The sequence below is a fragment of the Corynebacterium sp. HMSC11D10 genome (genome assembly GCF_001806995.1).
Classification (GTDB): domain Bacteria; phylum Actinomycetota; class Actinomycetes; order Mycobacteriales; family Mycobacteriaceae; genus Corynebacterium; species Corynebacterium coyleae.
In genome coordinates, this window is record NZ_KV787052.1 from 118,375 (window position 1) to 132,903 (window position 14,529).

Annotated in this window: 18 protein-coding genes and 2 tRNA genes; 6 read left to right on the forward strand and 14 right to left on the reverse strand. The window is 61.9% G+C overall.

Features of this window, described 5'->3' with window-relative positions:
* The 3 genes from nrdI to ykgO all read right to left on the reverse strand — a co-directional run bounded on the left by nrdI (window position 1) and on the right by ykgO (window position 1,290).
* Window positions 1-537 (reverse strand): class Ib ribonucleoside-diphosphate reductase assembly flavoprotein NrdI, encoded by a 537-nt coding sequence (nrdI, locus tag HMPREF3120_RS05570; RefSeq protein WP_083279447.1) that lies wholly within the window; start codon window positions 535-537, stop codon window positions 1-3.
* 78 nt (window positions 538-615) lie between these two features.
* Entirely contained in the window at window positions 616-846 is a 231-nt protein-coding gene (nrdH, locus tag HMPREF3120_RS05575) for a glutaredoxin-like protein NrdH (RefSeq protein ID WP_070422598.1), read from the reverse strand.
* A gap of 321 nt (window positions 847-1,167) precedes the next feature.
* Window positions 1,168-1,290, reverse strand: a complete 123-nt coding sequence (ykgO, locus tag HMPREF3120_RS05580; RefSeq protein WP_038612879.1) for a type B 50S ribosomal protein L36 — start codon at window positions 1,288-1,290, stop codon at window positions 1,168-1,170.
* Between the two features lie 132 nt (window positions 1,291-1,422).
* Here ykgO and nadE point away from each other — a divergent pair, with 132 nt between their 5' ends.
* A complete protein-coding gene (gene nadE, locus HMPREF3120_RS05585; protein ID WP_070422599.1) occupies window positions 1,423-2,250 on the forward strand; it encodes an ammonia-dependent NAD(+) synthetase in 828 nt (275 codons plus the stop codon).
* Here the strand turns inward: nadE and HMPREF3120_RS05590 are convergent.
* The 9 genes from HMPREF3120_RS05590 to pgm form a co-directional block, all read right to left on the reverse strand.
* The gene (locus HMPREF3120_RS05590) at window positions 2,247-2,663 is read right to left on the reverse strand and encodes a type II toxin-antitoxin system VapC family toxin (RefSeq protein ID WP_070422600.1); all 417 of its coding nucleotides are present in this window, start codon (window positions 2,661-2,663) and stop codon (window positions 2,247-2,249) included. The two genes, nadE and HMPREF3120_RS05590, sit on opposite strands and share 4 nt — an antisense overlap.
* Window positions 2,663-3,043, reverse strand: coding sequence for a type II toxin-antitoxin system prevent-host-death family antitoxin (locus tag HMPREF3120_RS05595; protein WP_070422601.1), 381 nt, complete (start codon window positions 3,041-3,043; stop codon window positions 2,663-2,665). The genes HMPREF3120_RS05590 and HMPREF3120_RS05595 overlap by 1 nt, the downstream gene beginning before the upstream one ends.
* A 47-nt stretch (window positions 3,044-3,090) precedes the next feature.
* A complete protein-coding gene (locus HMPREF3120_RS05600; RefSeq protein WP_070451238.1) occupies window positions 3,091-3,852 on the reverse strand; it encodes a fructosamine kinase family protein in 762 nt (253 codons plus the stop codon).
* Complete coding sequence (locus tag HMPREF3120_RS05605; protein ID WP_070422603.1) at window positions 3,845-4,291, reverse strand: methylated-DNA--[protein]-cysteine S-methyltransferase; 447 nt, start codon at window positions 4,289-4,291, stop codon at window positions 3,845-3,847. Before HMPREF3120_RS05605 ends, HMPREF3120_RS05600 begins: the two co-directional genes overlap by 8 nt.
* Before the next feature lie 51 nt (window positions 4,292-4,342).
* Window positions 4,343-4,418: transfer RNA gene (locus tag HMPREF3120_RS05610), tRNA-Ala, on the reverse strand.
* 27 nt (window positions 4,419-4,445) lie between these two features.
* Window positions 4,446-4,518: transfer RNA gene (locus tag HMPREF3120_RS05615), tRNA-Ala, on the reverse strand.
* Window positions 4,519-4,670: 152 nt separating this feature from the next.
* On the reverse strand, window positions 4,671-5,462 hold the full coding sequence (locus tag HMPREF3120_RS05620) for a DsbA family protein (RefSeq protein ID WP_070422604.1): 792 nt from the start codon (window positions 5,460-5,462) through the stop codon (window positions 4,671-4,673).
* A gap of 67 nt (window positions 5,463-5,529) precedes the next feature.
* Entirely contained in the window at window positions 5,530-6,012 is a 483-nt protein-coding gene (locus HMPREF3120_RS05625; protein ID WP_256365999.1) for a MauE/DoxX family redox-associated membrane protein, read from the reverse strand.
* A gap of 18 nt (window positions 6,013-6,030) precedes the next feature.
* The gene (pgm, locus tag HMPREF3120_RS05630; RefSeq protein ID WP_070451239.1) at window positions 6,031-7,656 is read right to left on the reverse strand and encodes a phosphoglucomutase (alpha-D-glucose-1,6-bisphosphate-dependent); all 1,626 of its coding nucleotides are present in this window, start codon (window positions 7,654-7,656) and stop codon (window positions 6,031-6,033) included.
* A 115-nt stretch (window positions 7,657-7,771) separates the two neighbouring features.
* On the opposite strand from pgm, the gene HMPREF3120_RS05635 reads away from it, so the two are divergent.
* From HMPREF3120_RS05635 to HMPREF3120_RS05655, 5 genes are read left to right on the forward strand one after another with little or no spacing between them, the layout of a single operon-like run.
* Window positions 7,772-9,190, forward strand: a complete 1,419-nt coding sequence (locus tag HMPREF3120_RS05635; protein WP_070451242.1) for an alanine/glycine:cation symporter family protein — start codon at window positions 7,772-7,774, stop codon at window positions 9,188-9,190.
* 10 nt (window positions 9,191-9,200) lie between these two features.
* Window positions 9,201-9,548: a CrcB family protein gene (locus tag HMPREF3120_RS05640; protein WP_070451244.1), complete on the forward strand. Its 348-nt coding sequence runs from the start codon at window positions 9,201-9,203 to the stop codon at window positions 9,546-9,548.
* Window positions 9,541-9,915 (forward strand): fluoride efflux transporter FluC, encoded by a 375-nt coding sequence (locus HMPREF3120_RS05645; protein ID WP_070451246.1) that lies wholly within the window; start codon window positions 9,541-9,543, stop codon window positions 9,913-9,915. The genes HMPREF3120_RS05640 and HMPREF3120_RS05645 overlap by 8 nt, the downstream gene beginning before the upstream one ends.
* An 18-nt stretch (window positions 9,916-9,933) precedes the next feature.
* A complete protein-coding gene (locus tag HMPREF3120_RS05650; RefSeq protein WP_083284794.1) occupies window positions 9,934-10,284 on the forward strand; it encodes a CrcB family protein in 351 nt (116 codons plus the stop codon).
* Window positions 10,277-10,642 carry a FluC/FEX family fluoride channel gene (locus tag HMPREF3120_RS05655; RefSeq protein ID WP_070422609.1) on the forward strand — a complete coding sequence of 122 codons (366 nt, stop codon included), beginning with the start codon at window positions 10,277-10,279 and terminating at the stop codon, window positions 10,640-10,642. The genes HMPREF3120_RS05650 and HMPREF3120_RS05655 overlap by 8 nt, the downstream gene beginning before the upstream one ends.
* Before the next feature lie 3 nt (window positions 10,643-10,645).
* Here the strand turns inward: HMPREF3120_RS05655 and HMPREF3120_RS05660 are convergent, their stop codons facing one another.
* Window positions 10,646-13,189, reverse strand: coding sequence for an ABC transporter permease (locus tag HMPREF3120_RS05660; protein WP_070451280.1), 2,544 nt, complete (start codon window positions 13,187-13,189; stop codon window positions 10,646-10,648).
* An 18-nt stretch (window positions 13,190-13,207) separates the two neighbouring features.
* Window positions 13,208-13,960 carry an ABC transporter ATP-binding protein gene (locus tag HMPREF3120_RS05665; RefSeq protein WP_070451278.1) on the reverse strand — a complete coding sequence of 251 codons (753 nt, stop codon included), beginning with the start codon at window positions 13,958-13,960 and terminating at the stop codon, window positions 13,208-13,210.
* Between the last annotated feature and the right edge of the window lie 569 nt (window positions 13,961-14,529).

Sequence of the window (14,529 nt, forward strand, 5' to 3'; positions counted from 1 at the left end):
TCAGTTCGTAGTTCTTTTGTATTTACCGGCGTATTTTTCGCGCAGTTTTGCCAATCGCTCCGACTCATCCGGAGCCTGCTGCACGTGCGCTTGCGTATCGACGACCTCCGGTCCCCCACGCAAACCCAATCGTTCAGCGTTTTCAATCAGTTGGTTGCGCACATGCGCGACATCTTCGGCCGAGCCCATGAGCTCAAACCTGTATAAGTACGGGACCTTACACTTGTCAGCGATCACCGGCCCAGCAAGGCAGTAATCCGCACCAAAGTTAGAGTTTCCGGCGGCGATCACACCCCGCATCAAGGTGCGATTGCCCTCATTGTTCATGAAGCGGATCACTTGCGCCGGCACCGGCCTGGAATTACCACCACTCACGCTCACCCCACCTCCGTAAGTGGGACAGATGAGGATGTATGGCTCGTCGACGACGAGTTCCGGATCGGTTCTGCGCAGGGGGATCCGCTTCGCAGGAAGGCCGAGCTTCTCCACAAACCGCTTCGTGTTCTCAGTGGCGGAGGAGAAGTAGACGACCAGCATGTCCACTACCTTTCTTGTGCAGATTTCAGAAGGCTACTGCCAGTTGTGCGCCTCATGGCGTCGGTATGCGCGCGACGCTTAAGCCGCTGCGAGCAGACCCTTGATGCGCTCCGGGCGGAAGCCGGACCAGTGCTCACCGTTAGCCTCAACCACCGGAGCCTGAACATAGCCGAGGGCCATCACGTAATCGCGGGCCTCTTCGTCCACAGAAATGTCGACGGTGGTGTACTCAAGGCCGGCCTTCTTCAGCGCCTTCTCGGTTGCCTTGCACTGCATGCACGCCGGCTTGCTGTAAACGGTGATCGACATCGCTTGTGGTTCCTTCTCTGCGGGTTCTTTGGGGAGATTTTCTTCTGTCCCCGTCTCCGCGGGGCAACACCAAGAGACACTATACCTTGGGGCAAAGAAGGGCAACTGCTACTACATGTAGTAGTTACATGCGTGATATTCCCAGGATAGGTGCCCAGAATTACCTACATGTAGTCCGCACGCTCATCCGCAACACACAGTTTTGTTGTTTCACGGGTGTAATTTCCTCGAAATAGATTCATCCCGCCCTAGAACTTCGCCTGTTTTTGGGAACGCAAAAACCCCGCCACCACACGGTGACGGGGCGCCTGCTCGCGACAATTAACCCTGACGGGCCTTGAAGCGCGGATCCTTCTTGTTGATCACGTAAACCTTGCCGTTGCGGCGCACAACCTGGGCGCCCGGCTTGTTCTTCAGCGACCGAAGCGACTTGCGGACCTTCATCGGGCGCTCCTTTCTGCTCGGATTACCTGCAATTAGCGACGCACGGCGAACTGCCGAGTCGCAACACGGGGATAAATGTTACACATCACCCGCGCTGAATCAAAACCCTCACGTATCCCCCTCCCATATACGATGAGCGCTATGCAATCCGAGATCATCGCCGCACTCGGCGTGTCCCCCGTTATCGACCCTGCCGCAGAGATCGACCGCCGCGTGCAATTCTTGGCCGATTACCTCGACCGCACCGGCGCAAAAGGCTACGTGCTTGGCATTTCCGGCGGGCAGGACTCCACCCTCGCCGGCAAGTTGGCCCAGCTCGCGGTAGTGAAGCGACGCGAGGCTGGCTCGGCTGCCGAGTTTGTCGCTGTCCGTCTCCCCCACGGCGTGCAGGCCGACGAGGACGACGCGCAACTGGCGCTGCGGTTCATCGCTCCGGACGAGACGGTAACCGTGGACATTGAGCCGGCCACCACCGCGCTGTCCGGAGCCGTCGCAGGCGCGCTCGGTGTGGAGGGACTCGGCGACTTCAACAAAGGCAACGTCAAGGCACGTATGCGCATGATCGCCCAGTACGCCATCGCTGGTGAGCGTGGCCTGCTGGTCATCGGCTCCGATCACGCAGCGGAGAACGTCACCGGGTTTTTCACCAAGCACGGCGATGGCGCGGCCGACCTCATCCCACTGGCAGGCTTGAACAAGCGCCAGGGTGCGACAATGCTCAAGCACCTCGACGCCGATCCGCGCCTGTGGGAGAAGGTGCCCACCGCCGATCTGGAGGAGGACCGCCCAGCCCTTCCCGACGAGGAAGCGCTTGGCATCACCTACGCGCACATCGACGACTACCTCGAAGGCAAGACCATCCCCGCCGACGCCCAGAAGCGCCTCGAGCACCTGTGGCGCATCGGCCAGCACAAGCGCCACATGCCGCCGGGCCCTGCCGACACTTGGTGGCGCAGCTAGAGCAGATCTCCACCATAGGGGTGAACCACCGTCGCCCCTACCGATAGTGCAGCTGCTGCTTGTTTCCGGTCCGCCGTAATGAATGGGCAGTTCAGCCCTAGTGATTGCATCCTTGCCCAAGTCCCAACATGCAGGGCGTCCAAGGCTTTCGCTTCTCCACTCACTGCAACTGCCGCCTCAATGACGCGATCATCGATACTGAGGAACGAGACTCTAGATTCCAATTCGCTCAAATCTTCGGCGCCGTAGCCCATTCGATGCGCAAAACGAGCTAACTCCACACGCACGATGGCCGAGCTCACCAAAGCCTTTCCCCAGAGCACAGACAAAGCCCACTCGCTATGCGCCTCCCTGCCCGAGGAGGCAATCAGTACAGATGCATCGACATATGCAAGCGGCTCCACCCCAGTCATCACCCTTCGCCCTTTTCGGTACGCGCCAAGTCGAGAGCCTGCAGATCCGCCATCACCCGTTCTAAGCGATCTTCCCCGCGCTCTTCTTCCAGCCACTCTTCAAGCGATACTGCAGACGCTGCGGGCCTCCACCCTTCTTCGAAGACTTTTCCCTTCTGCGCAAGCAGCCCAAGCTCCTCGAGTCGATCTAGTCCGGTTTTCTGGCTCACCGGACGAATTTCCGCGATTGGCACTCCCCTGTCGGTCACGGTCAACGTGACCCCCTCCTTCGAAACACGGTCGATCACAGCACGCGTCTTCTGATTTAGTTGGCGCATCGACACCGTGGTGCCGTCGGCTTGTCTCGCTAACAGCGCCTGTAGGCGTTCCTCGATGTTCATGCGACACCTCCCGATGTATTACATGTCTTACATTGCAGGATAGTGTGCTACCCAACAACCCGCAAGGACTCTTCTGCCGCCCGCACCAGCGCCGATCCGTACGACGGACCGTGTGTCCAGGCGTGCACCGCAAGCGGGTGCATCTGGTGGATCGCGATGCGCCGCTGCCAATCCTGTCCGAGCTCGCCTCCGGCGTCGATGTAGCCGCCGACGATCGCGTCGAGGTACGGCGCTCCGAACAGCTCCAGCATCGCGAAGTCGGTCAACGGGTGCCCGCCGTGCGCGGCCGGGTCGATAAAACGCGGGCCTTCCGGCGAAAACAGCAGGTTGCCCGTCCACAGGTCGCCATGAATGCGCGCCAAGGGAGCCTCCCCGTCTTCCCGCACCAGTGCGTCGCAGACGCGCCGCACCGTCTCCAGTCCTTCCCGGTTCAGGTTGCCCGCACGCACCGCATTTTCCGCGAACGGCAGGACGCGCTGCTCGGTATAGAACACCGCCCACCGTTTCTCTGGCCGACAGGCCTGCTCGCGGGTGCCAATGAAGTTCGGCCCCTCCCAGCCGTCTGCCGGCGCACCAAACGCATCCGCACCCATCGCGTGGATGGCCGCCAACTCGCGTCCCGCCTGTCTCGCTGCGTCTTTGGTGGGGCGGGCACTGTCGACCCGCTCGATGGTCAGCGTGTTCGCCTCCTCGTCAAGGTCCAACACCTCCACGACGGCAGCCGAGCCCTCACGCAGCCAGCGCAGGTACGCGGCCTCGGCTGCCGCCGCTCCTGGCGCGCTGCCGTGCTTCACAAACGTGTCAGACATCAATGCTCTCCAATGCCAGTAGGAAACGTTTTGCTTCTGTCCCGCCACGGTAGCCCCCAAGCGCGCCATCGCTGCGCAGCACGCGGTGGCACGGGATCAGGATCGGAAGCGGATTCGTCGCACAGGCGCTTCCCACTGCGCGCACTGCTTTGGGGCGGCCCACCGCCCGAGCCAACTCCCCATACGTCGTCGTCTCACCGTACGGGACCTCCATGAGCGCCCGCAGCACCTCAGCCCGGAACTCGGTCACGCCATCCAGGTTCAGTGGCACGTCGAACGCCCTGCGCTCCCCGGCGAAATACTCGGCGATCTGTTGGGTGGCGAGGGCAGCGGTGACGGTGTCGTCGATACGCGACTGCCCTGCATCCCCGGGCAACAGCACCCTCGAAACGGCACCTGCTGAGGTCACCACCCCAAGCTGACCGATTGAAGTATCCATGGGCCCACGATACGAGAAAGGCTGCCCGACCAAACGGTCGGACAGCCTTCGTGGTGGAGCTAACGGGATTCGAACCCGTGACCCCCACACTGCCAGTGTGGTGCGCTACCAACTGCGCCATAGCCCCGCGTGTAAACGGTATGTAGTTGTGGAGTGGAGCTAACGGGATTCGAACCCGTGACCCCCACACTGCCAGTGTGGTGCGCTACCAACTGCGCCATAGCCCCTTGGAACTTTGGTCAATATACCGGGCCAGCCCGCCCCCGGCCAAATCGCCAGCCCCAACAAAAGGCGATATCGGCTTTTAGCCACCGCTTCAGGATGCGACCTGGGCAAATGCAGGCCGCTTGGGGCTAAAAGCCGATATTGGTCTTTGTGTTTAGCGGCTGGCCAGGACCTCCGGCCAGAAGTCACGCGGAGAGTCCTCCTTCTCGTCGAGGTTCGGGTTGCCCGTGATCTCTCGGAGTTCCTCAATATCGACGAGCTTTTCCACATCCTCGCCATCGACAAGCACGCGCGGGGTCCATGCCTCACCGGTCTTGTCTTCCTGGTACTTGCGGTTGTCGTCGCCAAGACGCTTCGCGGTGTCGATGAACTTGCCGTCGCGAATATCCTTCACAGCCTCATCGCTTGCACCGTAGTCTGCGGCCAGATCTGCGAAGCCGTTCTCGTCGTACTTGTTGTACGCCGACTGCTGGTTCTCAAACAGGAAGTTGCGCAAGGTGAACGCGGAAGAGAAATCGCCGTGGGCCAGCAGCGCCAGCTCGGCAGCCAGTGCCTTGGTGGAGTGGCCCGTCATGCCGCCATCCAGTGCGGTCATCGGGCGCAGGTCCACGTTGATTTCACCCGCGCGGACCTTCTCCAGCATCTGCTCATCGGTAGCAACGTGCAGGTCTGCACAGTGGGAGCAGGAGAAGTCTTCGAAAAGTTCAGCCTTGTTGGCATCCTTGTTTTCGCCGGTGATGTGGATGATGTCTTCTTCTTGGTTCCACTCGACGTTGATACCGGTGACGTCGATCATCTCCGCCTGCTTTGCAGCGCTGCGGTTTGCCTTGCCGTTGTAGACAATGATGCCGATGACAAGCAGAGCAATCGCGATAACAGCGACGACGGCCCAGATGAAGGCCTTGCTACCGCTCTGGTTCGGGTTTTGCACTTTGCGTGTGGTCACACGTGTCTCCTGTTGTTGGCGCCGCGATCACGGCGCGGTGGACGGGTACTGCGTACAACGGTCAAGTTTAGGGGTAAATTGCAAACTTCTTAAACGGGCGCCACATCATGAAGCCTGTGATGGCGATGTAGATGACATCGCGGAACACCGTAGCGAGCAGATTCGTCTCCCCTTCGCCGGCTGCGGACGGGTCGAAACAGCCACAGTCGATAACGAGTCCCCGCTGCCAAGCGGACAGCATGCCGATGATGAACAGCACGAGCACGTAGATGGACACCTTGCCCGACCAGCGCAGGTTGATGCCCAGCAGCAGCAACAAACCACCTGCGAGCTCGAGCGGCCCGATGATATGGGCCAGCAAGTCGGACCAGGCTGGGGTGAAGATTTCGTAGGCCTCGATGGTTTTGGCGGTATCCAGGTGGACACCAATTTTTGCCCACCCAGCAGAGATCCAAATGTAGGCCATGTAGAACCGCGCTAACGCGGACAACACGTCCAGGACCAGTGTTTTTGTGTCGCGCGTTGCAGGCGCGGCTGTCGTTGTGCTCACTCGGCTGATTCTACTCCCCTATTTGCCCAAGACCTGTGACACGAGCGCTTTGGCTTCTTCCTGCACCTGCGCCACGTGCTCCGCGCCGAGGAACGATTCGGCGTAGATCTTGTACTTGTCTTCGGTGCCGGAGGGGCGCGCGGCAAACCAGGCGTTTTCGGTGGTCACCTTCAGTCCGCCGATGGCCGCGCCGTTTCCTGGAGCCTCCGTTAGCTTTGCAGAGATAACCTCACCCGCCAGTTCACTCGCCTGCACTTGGTCGGGCGAAAGGGCCTTCAGGGTGGCTTTTTCTTCGCGGTTTGCGGGGGCGTCGATACGCGCATATGCAGGCGAGCCGTACTGCGTTTCGAGCTCGGCGTAGCGCTGCGACGGAGTTTTGCCTGTTACCGCAGTGATTTCGGCGGCGAGCAGGTCCATGATCAGGCCGTCCTTGTCGGTGGACCAGACCTTGCCGTTTTTGCGCAGGAAGGACGCACCGGCGGATTCTTCGCCACCGAAGCCGATGGTGCCGCTGACGAGTCCTGGCACGAACCACTTGAATCCAACCGGGACCTCGACGAGGTCACGCCCGAGCGATGCGACAACGCGGTCGATCATCGACGAGGACACCAAGGTCTTGCCCACCGCCGTGTCCTTCGCCCAGCCGTCGCGGTGACTAAACAGGTACTCGATGGCCACGGCGAGGTAGTGATTCGGGTTCATCAGCCCGGCGTCCGGGGTGACAATGCCGTGGCGGTCCGCGTCGGCGTCGTTGCCGGTGGCCAGGTCGTACTTGTCGCGGTTATGCACGAGCGATGCCATGGAGTCTGCACTGGAGCAGTCCATGCGGATCTTGCCGTCGGTGTCCAGGGTCATGAACCGCCAGGTGGCGTCCACGCGTGGGTTGACCACCACGAGGTTCAGCCCGTAGCGCTCCCCGATCGCTCCCCAGTAGTCCACGCTCGCCCCACCCATCGGGTCTGCGCCGATGTGCAGGCCAGATGCCTTGATGGCGTCCATATCCACCACGCTGTCCAGGTCGGAGACGTAGTGGTCGAGGTAGTCGAACTTCTCCGCACGGTCGTCGAGCACCCCACTGACCGATACCCGCTTCACGCCCCTCAGGCCTGCGGCAATGTATTCGTTGGCCCGGCGCGCAATCCAGTCCGTAGCTTCCGCCGGTGCGGGTCCGCCGCTTGGCGGGTTGTATTTAAAGCCGCCGTCGCGCGGTGGGTTGTGCGATGGGGTAACCACGATGCCGTCGGCGCTTCCGCCGGGGTGGGTCAAAATCGCGTGAGAGACGGCTGGGGTTGGGGTGTAGCGCCCGGCGGCGTCGACACGCACTGGTACCTCGTTGGCAATGAGCACCTCGAGCGCGGAAACCATCGCCGGCTCCGACAGGGCGTGGGGGTCACGGCCGATGTAGACCGGACCGGTGATGCCTTCGCCGCGGCGGTAATCGACGATCGCCTGCGTCGTCGCCAAGATATGCGCTTCGTTGAATGCATTATCTAACGACGACCCGCGGTGACCCGAGGTGCCGAACACCACTTGCTGGTCCACATTGTCGGGGTCGATATCGCGGGTGTAGTAGGCGGTGACCAGCTCGGCAATGTCGATGAGGTCCTCGTCGCGGGCGGGTTGGCCGGCGCGCTCGTGTGCCATGGGGGCTCCTTTTGTTGCGGGCTGAGGGTGTGTATGGACAGCTCCATCATCGTCCGTGAATCTAAACTCTGCCAGTTTTATATTATTCGGCTATGCGTATGCTTTACTCTTCCGCATGGCTTCCACCCTCAACGACATTTTGAGCACTATCTCGTCCATCGTTTGGGGGCCTTTCGTCCTCATTCCGCTGCTGCTGGGCACTGGTTTGTTCCTCACTGTCCGGCTGCGCGGTATCCAGTTCCGCACGCTGGGTCGGGCGACGCGTCATGCGTTCGTCGATAAGGCTGAAGAGGGCGCGGGCGACATCTCCAACTACCAGGCACTGACCACCGCGCTGGCGGCGACGGTGGGTACCGGCAACATCGTCGGTGTGGCCACCGCGATCTCCATCGGTGGCCCTGGTGCACTGTTTTGGATCTGGCTCACCGGCATCGTCGGCATGGCGTCGAAGTACTCCGAGGCCTACCTGGGTGTGCGCTTCCGCACCACCGACAAGAAGGGCAAGCAGCAGGGCGGCCCGCACGAGTACCTGAAGACTGGTGTCGGCGGCGGCTTCGGCAAATTCCTCGCCGCCGCGTTTACCCTGTTCACCATCTTCGCGTCCTTCGGCATTGGCAACCTCGCGCAGGGCAACTCCATCGCCGCCGGCATGCACGACGCGTTTGGCATCAGCGCCAACGTGGCCGGCGTGATCATCTTCTTCGCCGTTGGCGCTGCCGTCCTGGGCGGCATTGAGGGCATCGGCAAGATCACCGCAGCGTTCGTACCGCTGATGATTGTCATTTACGTCGGCGGCGGCATCACCGCACTGGTACTTATGGCAGACCGCGTACCGGCCGCGATTGCCACCATCTTCACCGACGCATTCACCGGCACCGCTGCCACCGGCGGCTTCGTCGGCTCCGGCATCATGCTGGCCATCCAGTTCGGTGTCGCCCGCGGTATTTTCTCCAACGAATCCGGCATGGGTTCCGCCGCCATCGCCGCCGCGGCAGCCAAGACGCAGCACCCGGCGCGCCAGGCTCTCGTTTCCATGACGCAGACGTTTATCGACACCATCATCGTCGTCACCATCACCGGCCTCGTCATCGTCACCGCCGGCACCTGGGACATGGGCCGCGAGGAAGCCGCCATCATGACCGCCTCCGCCTTCGGCCAGGCACTTCCCGGCGAGTGGGGCAGCCTGATCGTTTCCGTGGCGCTGATCTTCTTCGCGTTTTCCACCATCCTGGGCTGGTCCTACTACGGCGAGCGCGCCATCGTGGCACTCTTCGGCGAGTGGGCGTCGATCCCCTACCGCATGTTCTTCACCGCCTTGTCCTTTGTCGGCGCGGTTGCTTCCCTGGAGTTGGCGTGGACCTTCTCCGACCTGTCCAACGGGCTCATGGCCATCCCGAACCTGATCGGCCTGCTCCTGCTGTCCGGCGTTGTGGTGCGCGAGACCCGCGAGTACCTCGCGTGGGATCCGCACCTGAAGAAGTCGCCGGAGGAGGTCGCGGCGTTCGTTGAGCGCCAGAAGATGGATTGGCACTAGGCTCGCGCCCATGCGTATCGACGACACCCTCACCACCACCTTCACCGTCGCCCTCGGCGCGGCGTTGGGGGCAGTGGTCAGACACCTCGTCATCCTCGGCGCCGCCCCCGGCTCTACCGCCGCACTGGCGCTGACCTTCGCGGTGAACATCGCCGGCTGCTTCGCCATGGGCCTGTTGAAGCCCGGCCCGCTGTGGGGCACGGGCTTCCTCGGTGGCTTAACCACCTACTCCGCCGTCTCTGTAGCCGCGATGCAATCGCAGGCCATCGAGGCCCTCGGCATCATTGCGCTGAGCTACGCCACCGCCATCGGCGCGTGGTTCGCAGGCGACGCACTCAGGAGCCGCCGCAATGCTTAACATCGCCGCGCTTAGCCTCGCCCTCACCCTCGCCGCCGTCTTCGCCGGCGCCTTCTTCGGCGGTGCCGCCCGCTACGCACTGTCCCGCATCATCCACAACGCCCACGCCGCCACCTTCGCCGCCAACGTCGTCGGCTCTACCGTCGCAGGCTTCGCCGTCACCACCCCGGTGGCCTGGCAGTTAGCCCTCGGCGTCGGGTTCGCCGGCGCGCTGTCTACCTGGTCCACCTTTGCCAAAGAACTCGGCGAGCTCATCAAGGCGAAAAAGCACAGCGAGGCCCTGCGCTACGGCCTGTCTACCGCCGTGATCGGCATCCTGGCTGCCTGGTTCGGTCTGCGCTGGGGCCTTCGAGCCTTTGGCGCTTAACGGTTACACTGGACAGACGTGCAGATAACATCCCTGAAAACCGGCCTCATCGTTGCCCTCGGTGCGGGCTGCGGGGCGCTTGCACGCTTCATTTTGCTCATTTGGGTCAACCCCGCCACCCCGGAAGCGCTCGCCCTAGCCGTCACCTTCGCAGTGAACCTCACCGCCTGCTACGCCATGGGCTACTTCGCGCCGGGGCCGTTTTGGGGTGTGGGCTTCCTCGGCGGGTTCAGCACCCTTTCCGCAGTGGCATTGGCCTCATCCCACTCGTCGGTGCTGTGGGCGGCGTTCATCATCACGCTCGGGCTTGTCTCTGCCACATTGGCGTGGATGGCCGGAGATGCGTCACGGGTGAAGCACCATGTCTGATGCAACGTGGATGCTCGGCGCCGTCCTCGGTGTCTTTTTCGGCGGCATGCTCGGCGGGTTTGTGCGTTGGGCGATCATGGCCGTCGTGCACAACCTGTTGATGGCAACCTTCATTGCCAACATCGCCGCCTCCGGCATCATCGGCGTGGCAATCTTCCTGCCTTCCATGTGGCAAACCGCCGTTGGTGTTGGGTTTGCCGGCGCACTTTCAACACTGTCACTGTTGGCCCGCCAACTCGGGGCGTTGATTAAAGACGGCAAGTTCCGCCTCGCCGCCGAGTACGGGATAAGCACCGCGGCGTTCGCGGTGCTCGCGGCCGGAATCGGTGCGCAGGTGGCGTCGTTCGCCACCCGCTAAGCCCTACTCCGCAATCGCATCCAGTGGCGGTGTCTTCGCAGCGCGCTGGCCCGGCCACACTGCGGCGAGCAGCCCCACTACTACCGAGGCAGCCAGGACGGTGGCGATGAGCCCGGTGGGTACGGCAATCGTCGTCAAGCCTTGGCTCTCAAGCACCGTCAGGAACGCCCAGCCAAGCCCAAGCCCCAGCAGCACGCCCAGCACCGCGCCGTAGACCGTCATCTGCACCGACTCCAGCAGGATCATCGTGCGGATCTGCCTGCGTTGCGAGCCCACCGCGCGCAACATACCAATCTCCTGCCTACGCTCAATCACGGACAGCGTCAGCGTATTCACAATGCCAAGCACCGCCACCACCACAGCCAGCGACAACAGCGCGTACAGGATGAACAGCATCTGATCGATCAGCGCCGTAACCTCGCCACTCATCTCCTCCGCGGAGCGCACCTGCACCACAATGTCGCCGCGCACCTCATCTTCCAGCCGCGCGCGCAGCGTCTCCAGATCGGTGGAGCCGTCGCTGTCAACGCCCACCATCAGCAGGCGCGTATTGCTTATCGACGACACCTTCGCCGCCGCCGAATCCGACACCACAAACATCTGCAACACATTCGACCCACTAAACAGGCCGGCAACCGTCACGTCGACGGTCTTTCCCGGAGCACTCGGTGCGGCCACTTGGACTGTATCGCCGACCTTCCAGCCACGCTCTTTGGCAATGTGATCCGGCGCGATCAGCGAGTCACCCGTTAGTGATACGTCGCCGTCGACGACGTTGAGGTCGATGAGATCCGACGGGTCGCCGCGCAGCACATCCGTCATCCCAACCGGCCCGAACTGGTAGCCAAACTCTCCGTCGACCGTGATCGGTGCCTGGGTATACGACGCGATACTGCCCACACCGTCTACCTCAGCGAGTCTGTCCGGCAGATCCCCCGGCACCGGGAACGACCCCATCTCCGGGCCCATCAGCACGTAATCCGCGTTCACCTCACTTGCAGCCACATCGTCTACCGACTGCTTCATCGACGCACCCAACATGCCAATCATGGTCACCAGCGCAATGCCCAACATCAGCGCGAACGCAGTTGTTGCGGTCCGGCGCGGGTTGCGCCGCGTATTTGTCGACGCAAGCCTGCCCACCTCACCGAACGGTGCCCCGATCAGGCGCCCCAACGGCGGCACAACCGGAAGGCTCAGTGCAGGCCCCGCAAGGAACAACCCACTGATCACACTCAGCGCAGCCACACCAACCAGGATCGCCCGGTGGCGAGTCGCACCGTCATCCCACGTCATTGCGTAACCCGCAGCGGCAACCGCCACAACGACCAACACCGCGCCGACAACCGTGCGCCACACCAGCGGCTGCGGCGTCGCGGCCTCGCTCGCCCGCATCGCCTCCACCGGCCGGACCTTGCCGGCCTTCCGCGCCGGCGCCAGCGCGGAAAGCACCGTCACCACCGTGCCGACGACCAGCGGCACCGCCACCGCATCAACAGACAGCCCCACCCCTGATTGTGGAAGTGGCATGCCAAACGAGTTCATCCCCGCACGAATCACCAACACCAGCCCGGCACCAGCCACCACACCAAGCGCGGAGCCCAACAGGCCGACCAATGCTGCCTCCAACGCCACCGAGCGTGTGATCTGCCCGCGCGACGCCCCCAGAGCCCGCAGCAGCGCGAACTCCTTCGTGCGTTGCGCCACGATCATAGAGAAGGTGTTCGCGATCAGAAACGTGCCTACCAAAAGACCAACCAGCCCGAACGCCACCAAGAAGTACGTGACAAAACTCAACGCATCCCGAATCTGCGCCGACGTCTCCTCCGCTACCTTCGCCCCCGTCTCAATTTTCAAGTCAGGAAACTCACTCCGCAGATTGTCCACCACCTCTGCGTCCCCCACGTCCTCCTTCGCCCCTACCGTCACCGCGGGATATCGGTCGCTATAGGAGTAGAAGTCCAAGAAAGTCTCTGGCGTTACCCCGAGGCGTAGAGAGGTGGCCTGCACCAGGGGGTCGTCGATAAGCCCAGTGATGCGCACCGTATTCCGACCATCGCGGTCCACCACGATGATCTCCTGCCCAACATGCAGGCCGTATTCTTCAGCACCATTGGCGTTGATCACCGCATCGCCGATCTCTTTCGGTGCGTGACCTTCGACCACCTCGACCGTTCGGCCAACCGTGTCCTGCGGCTCGTAAAACACCCCCAGCCGCGAGGACCCGAGACGCGTCTGCACCGCCACCTCATTGTCAGTCGCGATAACAACCGACTCATCAGCCATCAGGTTCACACGATCAACGTCCCCATTCGCCCGAATGCCGTCGACTGTCTCCTTGTCTAAGGCACTTTCGCCCTCGGCTGGGCGCACCACCGCATCGACGTCGTCAAGCACAGTGTCTACGGCAGAGTCGAACGTCGACGACAGCATGTTGGTGAACATCAGCGCACCAGACAGGAACGACGTGCCAAGCACCACCGCCAACACCGTCAGCGCGAGCCGCAGTTTGTGCGCCGCAAGGTTACGCAGCGACACCTTATTCATCGTGGAGTTCACTGGCCCCTAGTCCTCCATCGTCGCCATGACACCCAAAATGGCATCCATATCCGGGTTGCGCAGTTCATTAACGATGTTCCCGTCCCGCAAAAACACCACACGATCCGCATACGACGCCGCCCTCGCGTCATGCGTCACAATCACCACCGTCTGGTCATACTGATCCACCGCCGTCCGCAAAATGCTCAGCACCTCACGCGACGAGTTAGAGTCCAGGTTGCCCGTCGGCTCGTCACCAAAAATGATCTCCGGCCGCGACACCAACGCACGGGCACACGCCACACGCTGCTGCTGACCACCCGACAACTCCGCAGGCCTGTGGCTCAGACGCTCCGCCAACCCAAGACGTTCGGTGATTTCATCGAACCACGCCCTATCCACAGTCCGGCCGGCAATGTTCGTTGGCAGTTGAATGTTCTCCGACGCCGTCAATGTGGGCACCAAGTTGAACGACTGAAAGATGAACCCCAATCGGTCCCGCCGCAGAGCCGTCAGTTCCTTATCGTTTAACTGCGACAACTCCGTCCCGCCGACAAACACCTCGCCCGACGTCACCGAATCTAGCCCCGCCATCACGTGCATCAGCGTCGACTTGCCCGATCCCGACGGGCCCATGATCGCGGTGAACTCACCCTGCCGAAACTCAACGTTCACCCCATCAAGAGCCACTACTTCCGTATCGCCCTGCCCGTAAGACTTTCTCAAGTTGACTGCTCGTGCTGCTGCGACGCTCACGTGATCCTCCCTGCGGCAATTCATTCCTTTGCCGACTATACGGCCCAGGCCCCACATCGCTGATTTCGTGCAATTTCTCTACGACGACCACCACACCAGCAAGCAACTTCACCGTTTGTGGCTCCTCAACCGCTGCGGCTAGGTCTCTAAACGAACCGGGAGAGTAAAACCGCACATCACACCTTTCGCCGACCTGGGCGGAGTGTAAGAACCTGCAGCCGATCAGGCGTCATTTTGCATTGATGGCGGTTCGCCAACTGCGAGGCTGGGGTCTACGGCAGGTTCGAGTCTTGACTCTACATTGCGGACTAGTGGGTGAACCCCAACGAATCTGCTGTCGTCAACCAAGTTGTGGACTTTCTCACTCCGCATTGCGGACTAATGGGTAAGCACCAACTATGCAGCGGCATAGTGAAGCCCGTTCGGTTACTGACTCCGCATTGCGGACTAACGGGTGTACGCCAACGACTATGCAGTCGCATAGTCAGGCACGCAATGTTTCTGATTCTGCATTGTGGACAATTGGGGGTGCCCCAACGACTATGCGGCGGCATAGTGGTGCCCGTGGCGTCTCCCAATCTGCATTGCGGAAT

Bases quoted from the DNA above. Each gene is read 5' to 3' on its own strand.
- nrdI (WP_083279447.1), bottom strand. From the start codon at position 537: ATGCTGGTCGTCTACTTCTCCTCCGCCACTGAGAACACGAAGCGGTTT.
- nrdH (WP_070422598.1), bottom strand. From the start codon at position 846: ATGTCGATCACCGTTTACAGCAAGCCGGCGTGCATGCAGTGCAAGGCA.
- ykgO (WP_038612879.1), bottom strand. From the start codon at position 1,290: ATGAAGGTCCGCAAGTCGCTTCGGTCGCTGAAGAACAAGCCGGGCGCC.
- nadE (WP_070422599.1), top strand. From the start codon at position 1,423: ATGAGCGCTATGCAATCCGAGATCATCGCCGCACTCGGCGTGTCCCCC.
- HMPREF3120_RS05590 (WP_070422600.1), bottom strand. From the start codon at position 2,663: ATGACTGGGGTGGAGCCGCTTGCATATGTCGATGCATCTGTACTGATT.
- HMPREF3120_RS05595 (WP_070422601.1), bottom strand. From the start codon at position 3,043: ATGAACATCGAGGAACGCCTACAGGCGCTGTTAGCGAGACAAGCCGAC.
- HMPREF3120_RS05600 (WP_070451238.1), bottom strand. From the start codon at position 3,852: ATGTCTGACACGTTTGTGAAGCACGGCAGCGCGCCAGGAGCGGCGGCA.
- HMPREF3120_RS05605 (WP_070422603.1), bottom strand. From the start codon at position 4,291: ATGGATACTTCAATCGGTCAGCTTGGGGTGGTGACCTCAGCAGGTGCC.
- pgm (WP_070451239.1), bottom strand. From the start codon at position 7,656: ATGGCACACGAGCGCGCCGGCCAACCCGCCCGCGACGAGGACCTCATC.
- HMPREF3120_RS05635 (WP_070451242.1), top strand. From the start codon at position 7,772: ATGGCTTCCACCCTCAACGACATTTTGAGCACTATCTCGTCCATCGTT.
- HMPREF3120_RS05640 (WP_070451244.1), top strand. From the start codon at position 9,201: ATGCGTATCGACGACACCCTCACCACCACCTTCACCGTCGCCCTCGGC.
- HMPREF3120_RS05645 (WP_070451246.1), top strand. From the start codon at position 9,541: ATGCTTAACATCGCCGCGCTTAGCCTCGCCCTCACCCTCGCCGCCGTC.
- HMPREF3120_RS05655 (WP_070422609.1), top strand. From the start codon at position 10,277: ATGTCTGATGCAACGTGGATGCTCGGCGCCGTCCTCGGTGTCTTTTTC.
- HMPREF3120_RS05660 (WP_070451280.1), bottom strand. From the start codon at position 13,189: ATGAATAAGGTGTCGCTGCGTAACCTTGCGGCGCACAAACTGCGGCTC.
- HMPREF3120_RS05665 (WP_070451278.1), bottom strand. From the start codon at position 13,960: ATGAATTGCCGCAGGGAGGATCACGTGAGCGTCGCAGCAGCACGAGCA.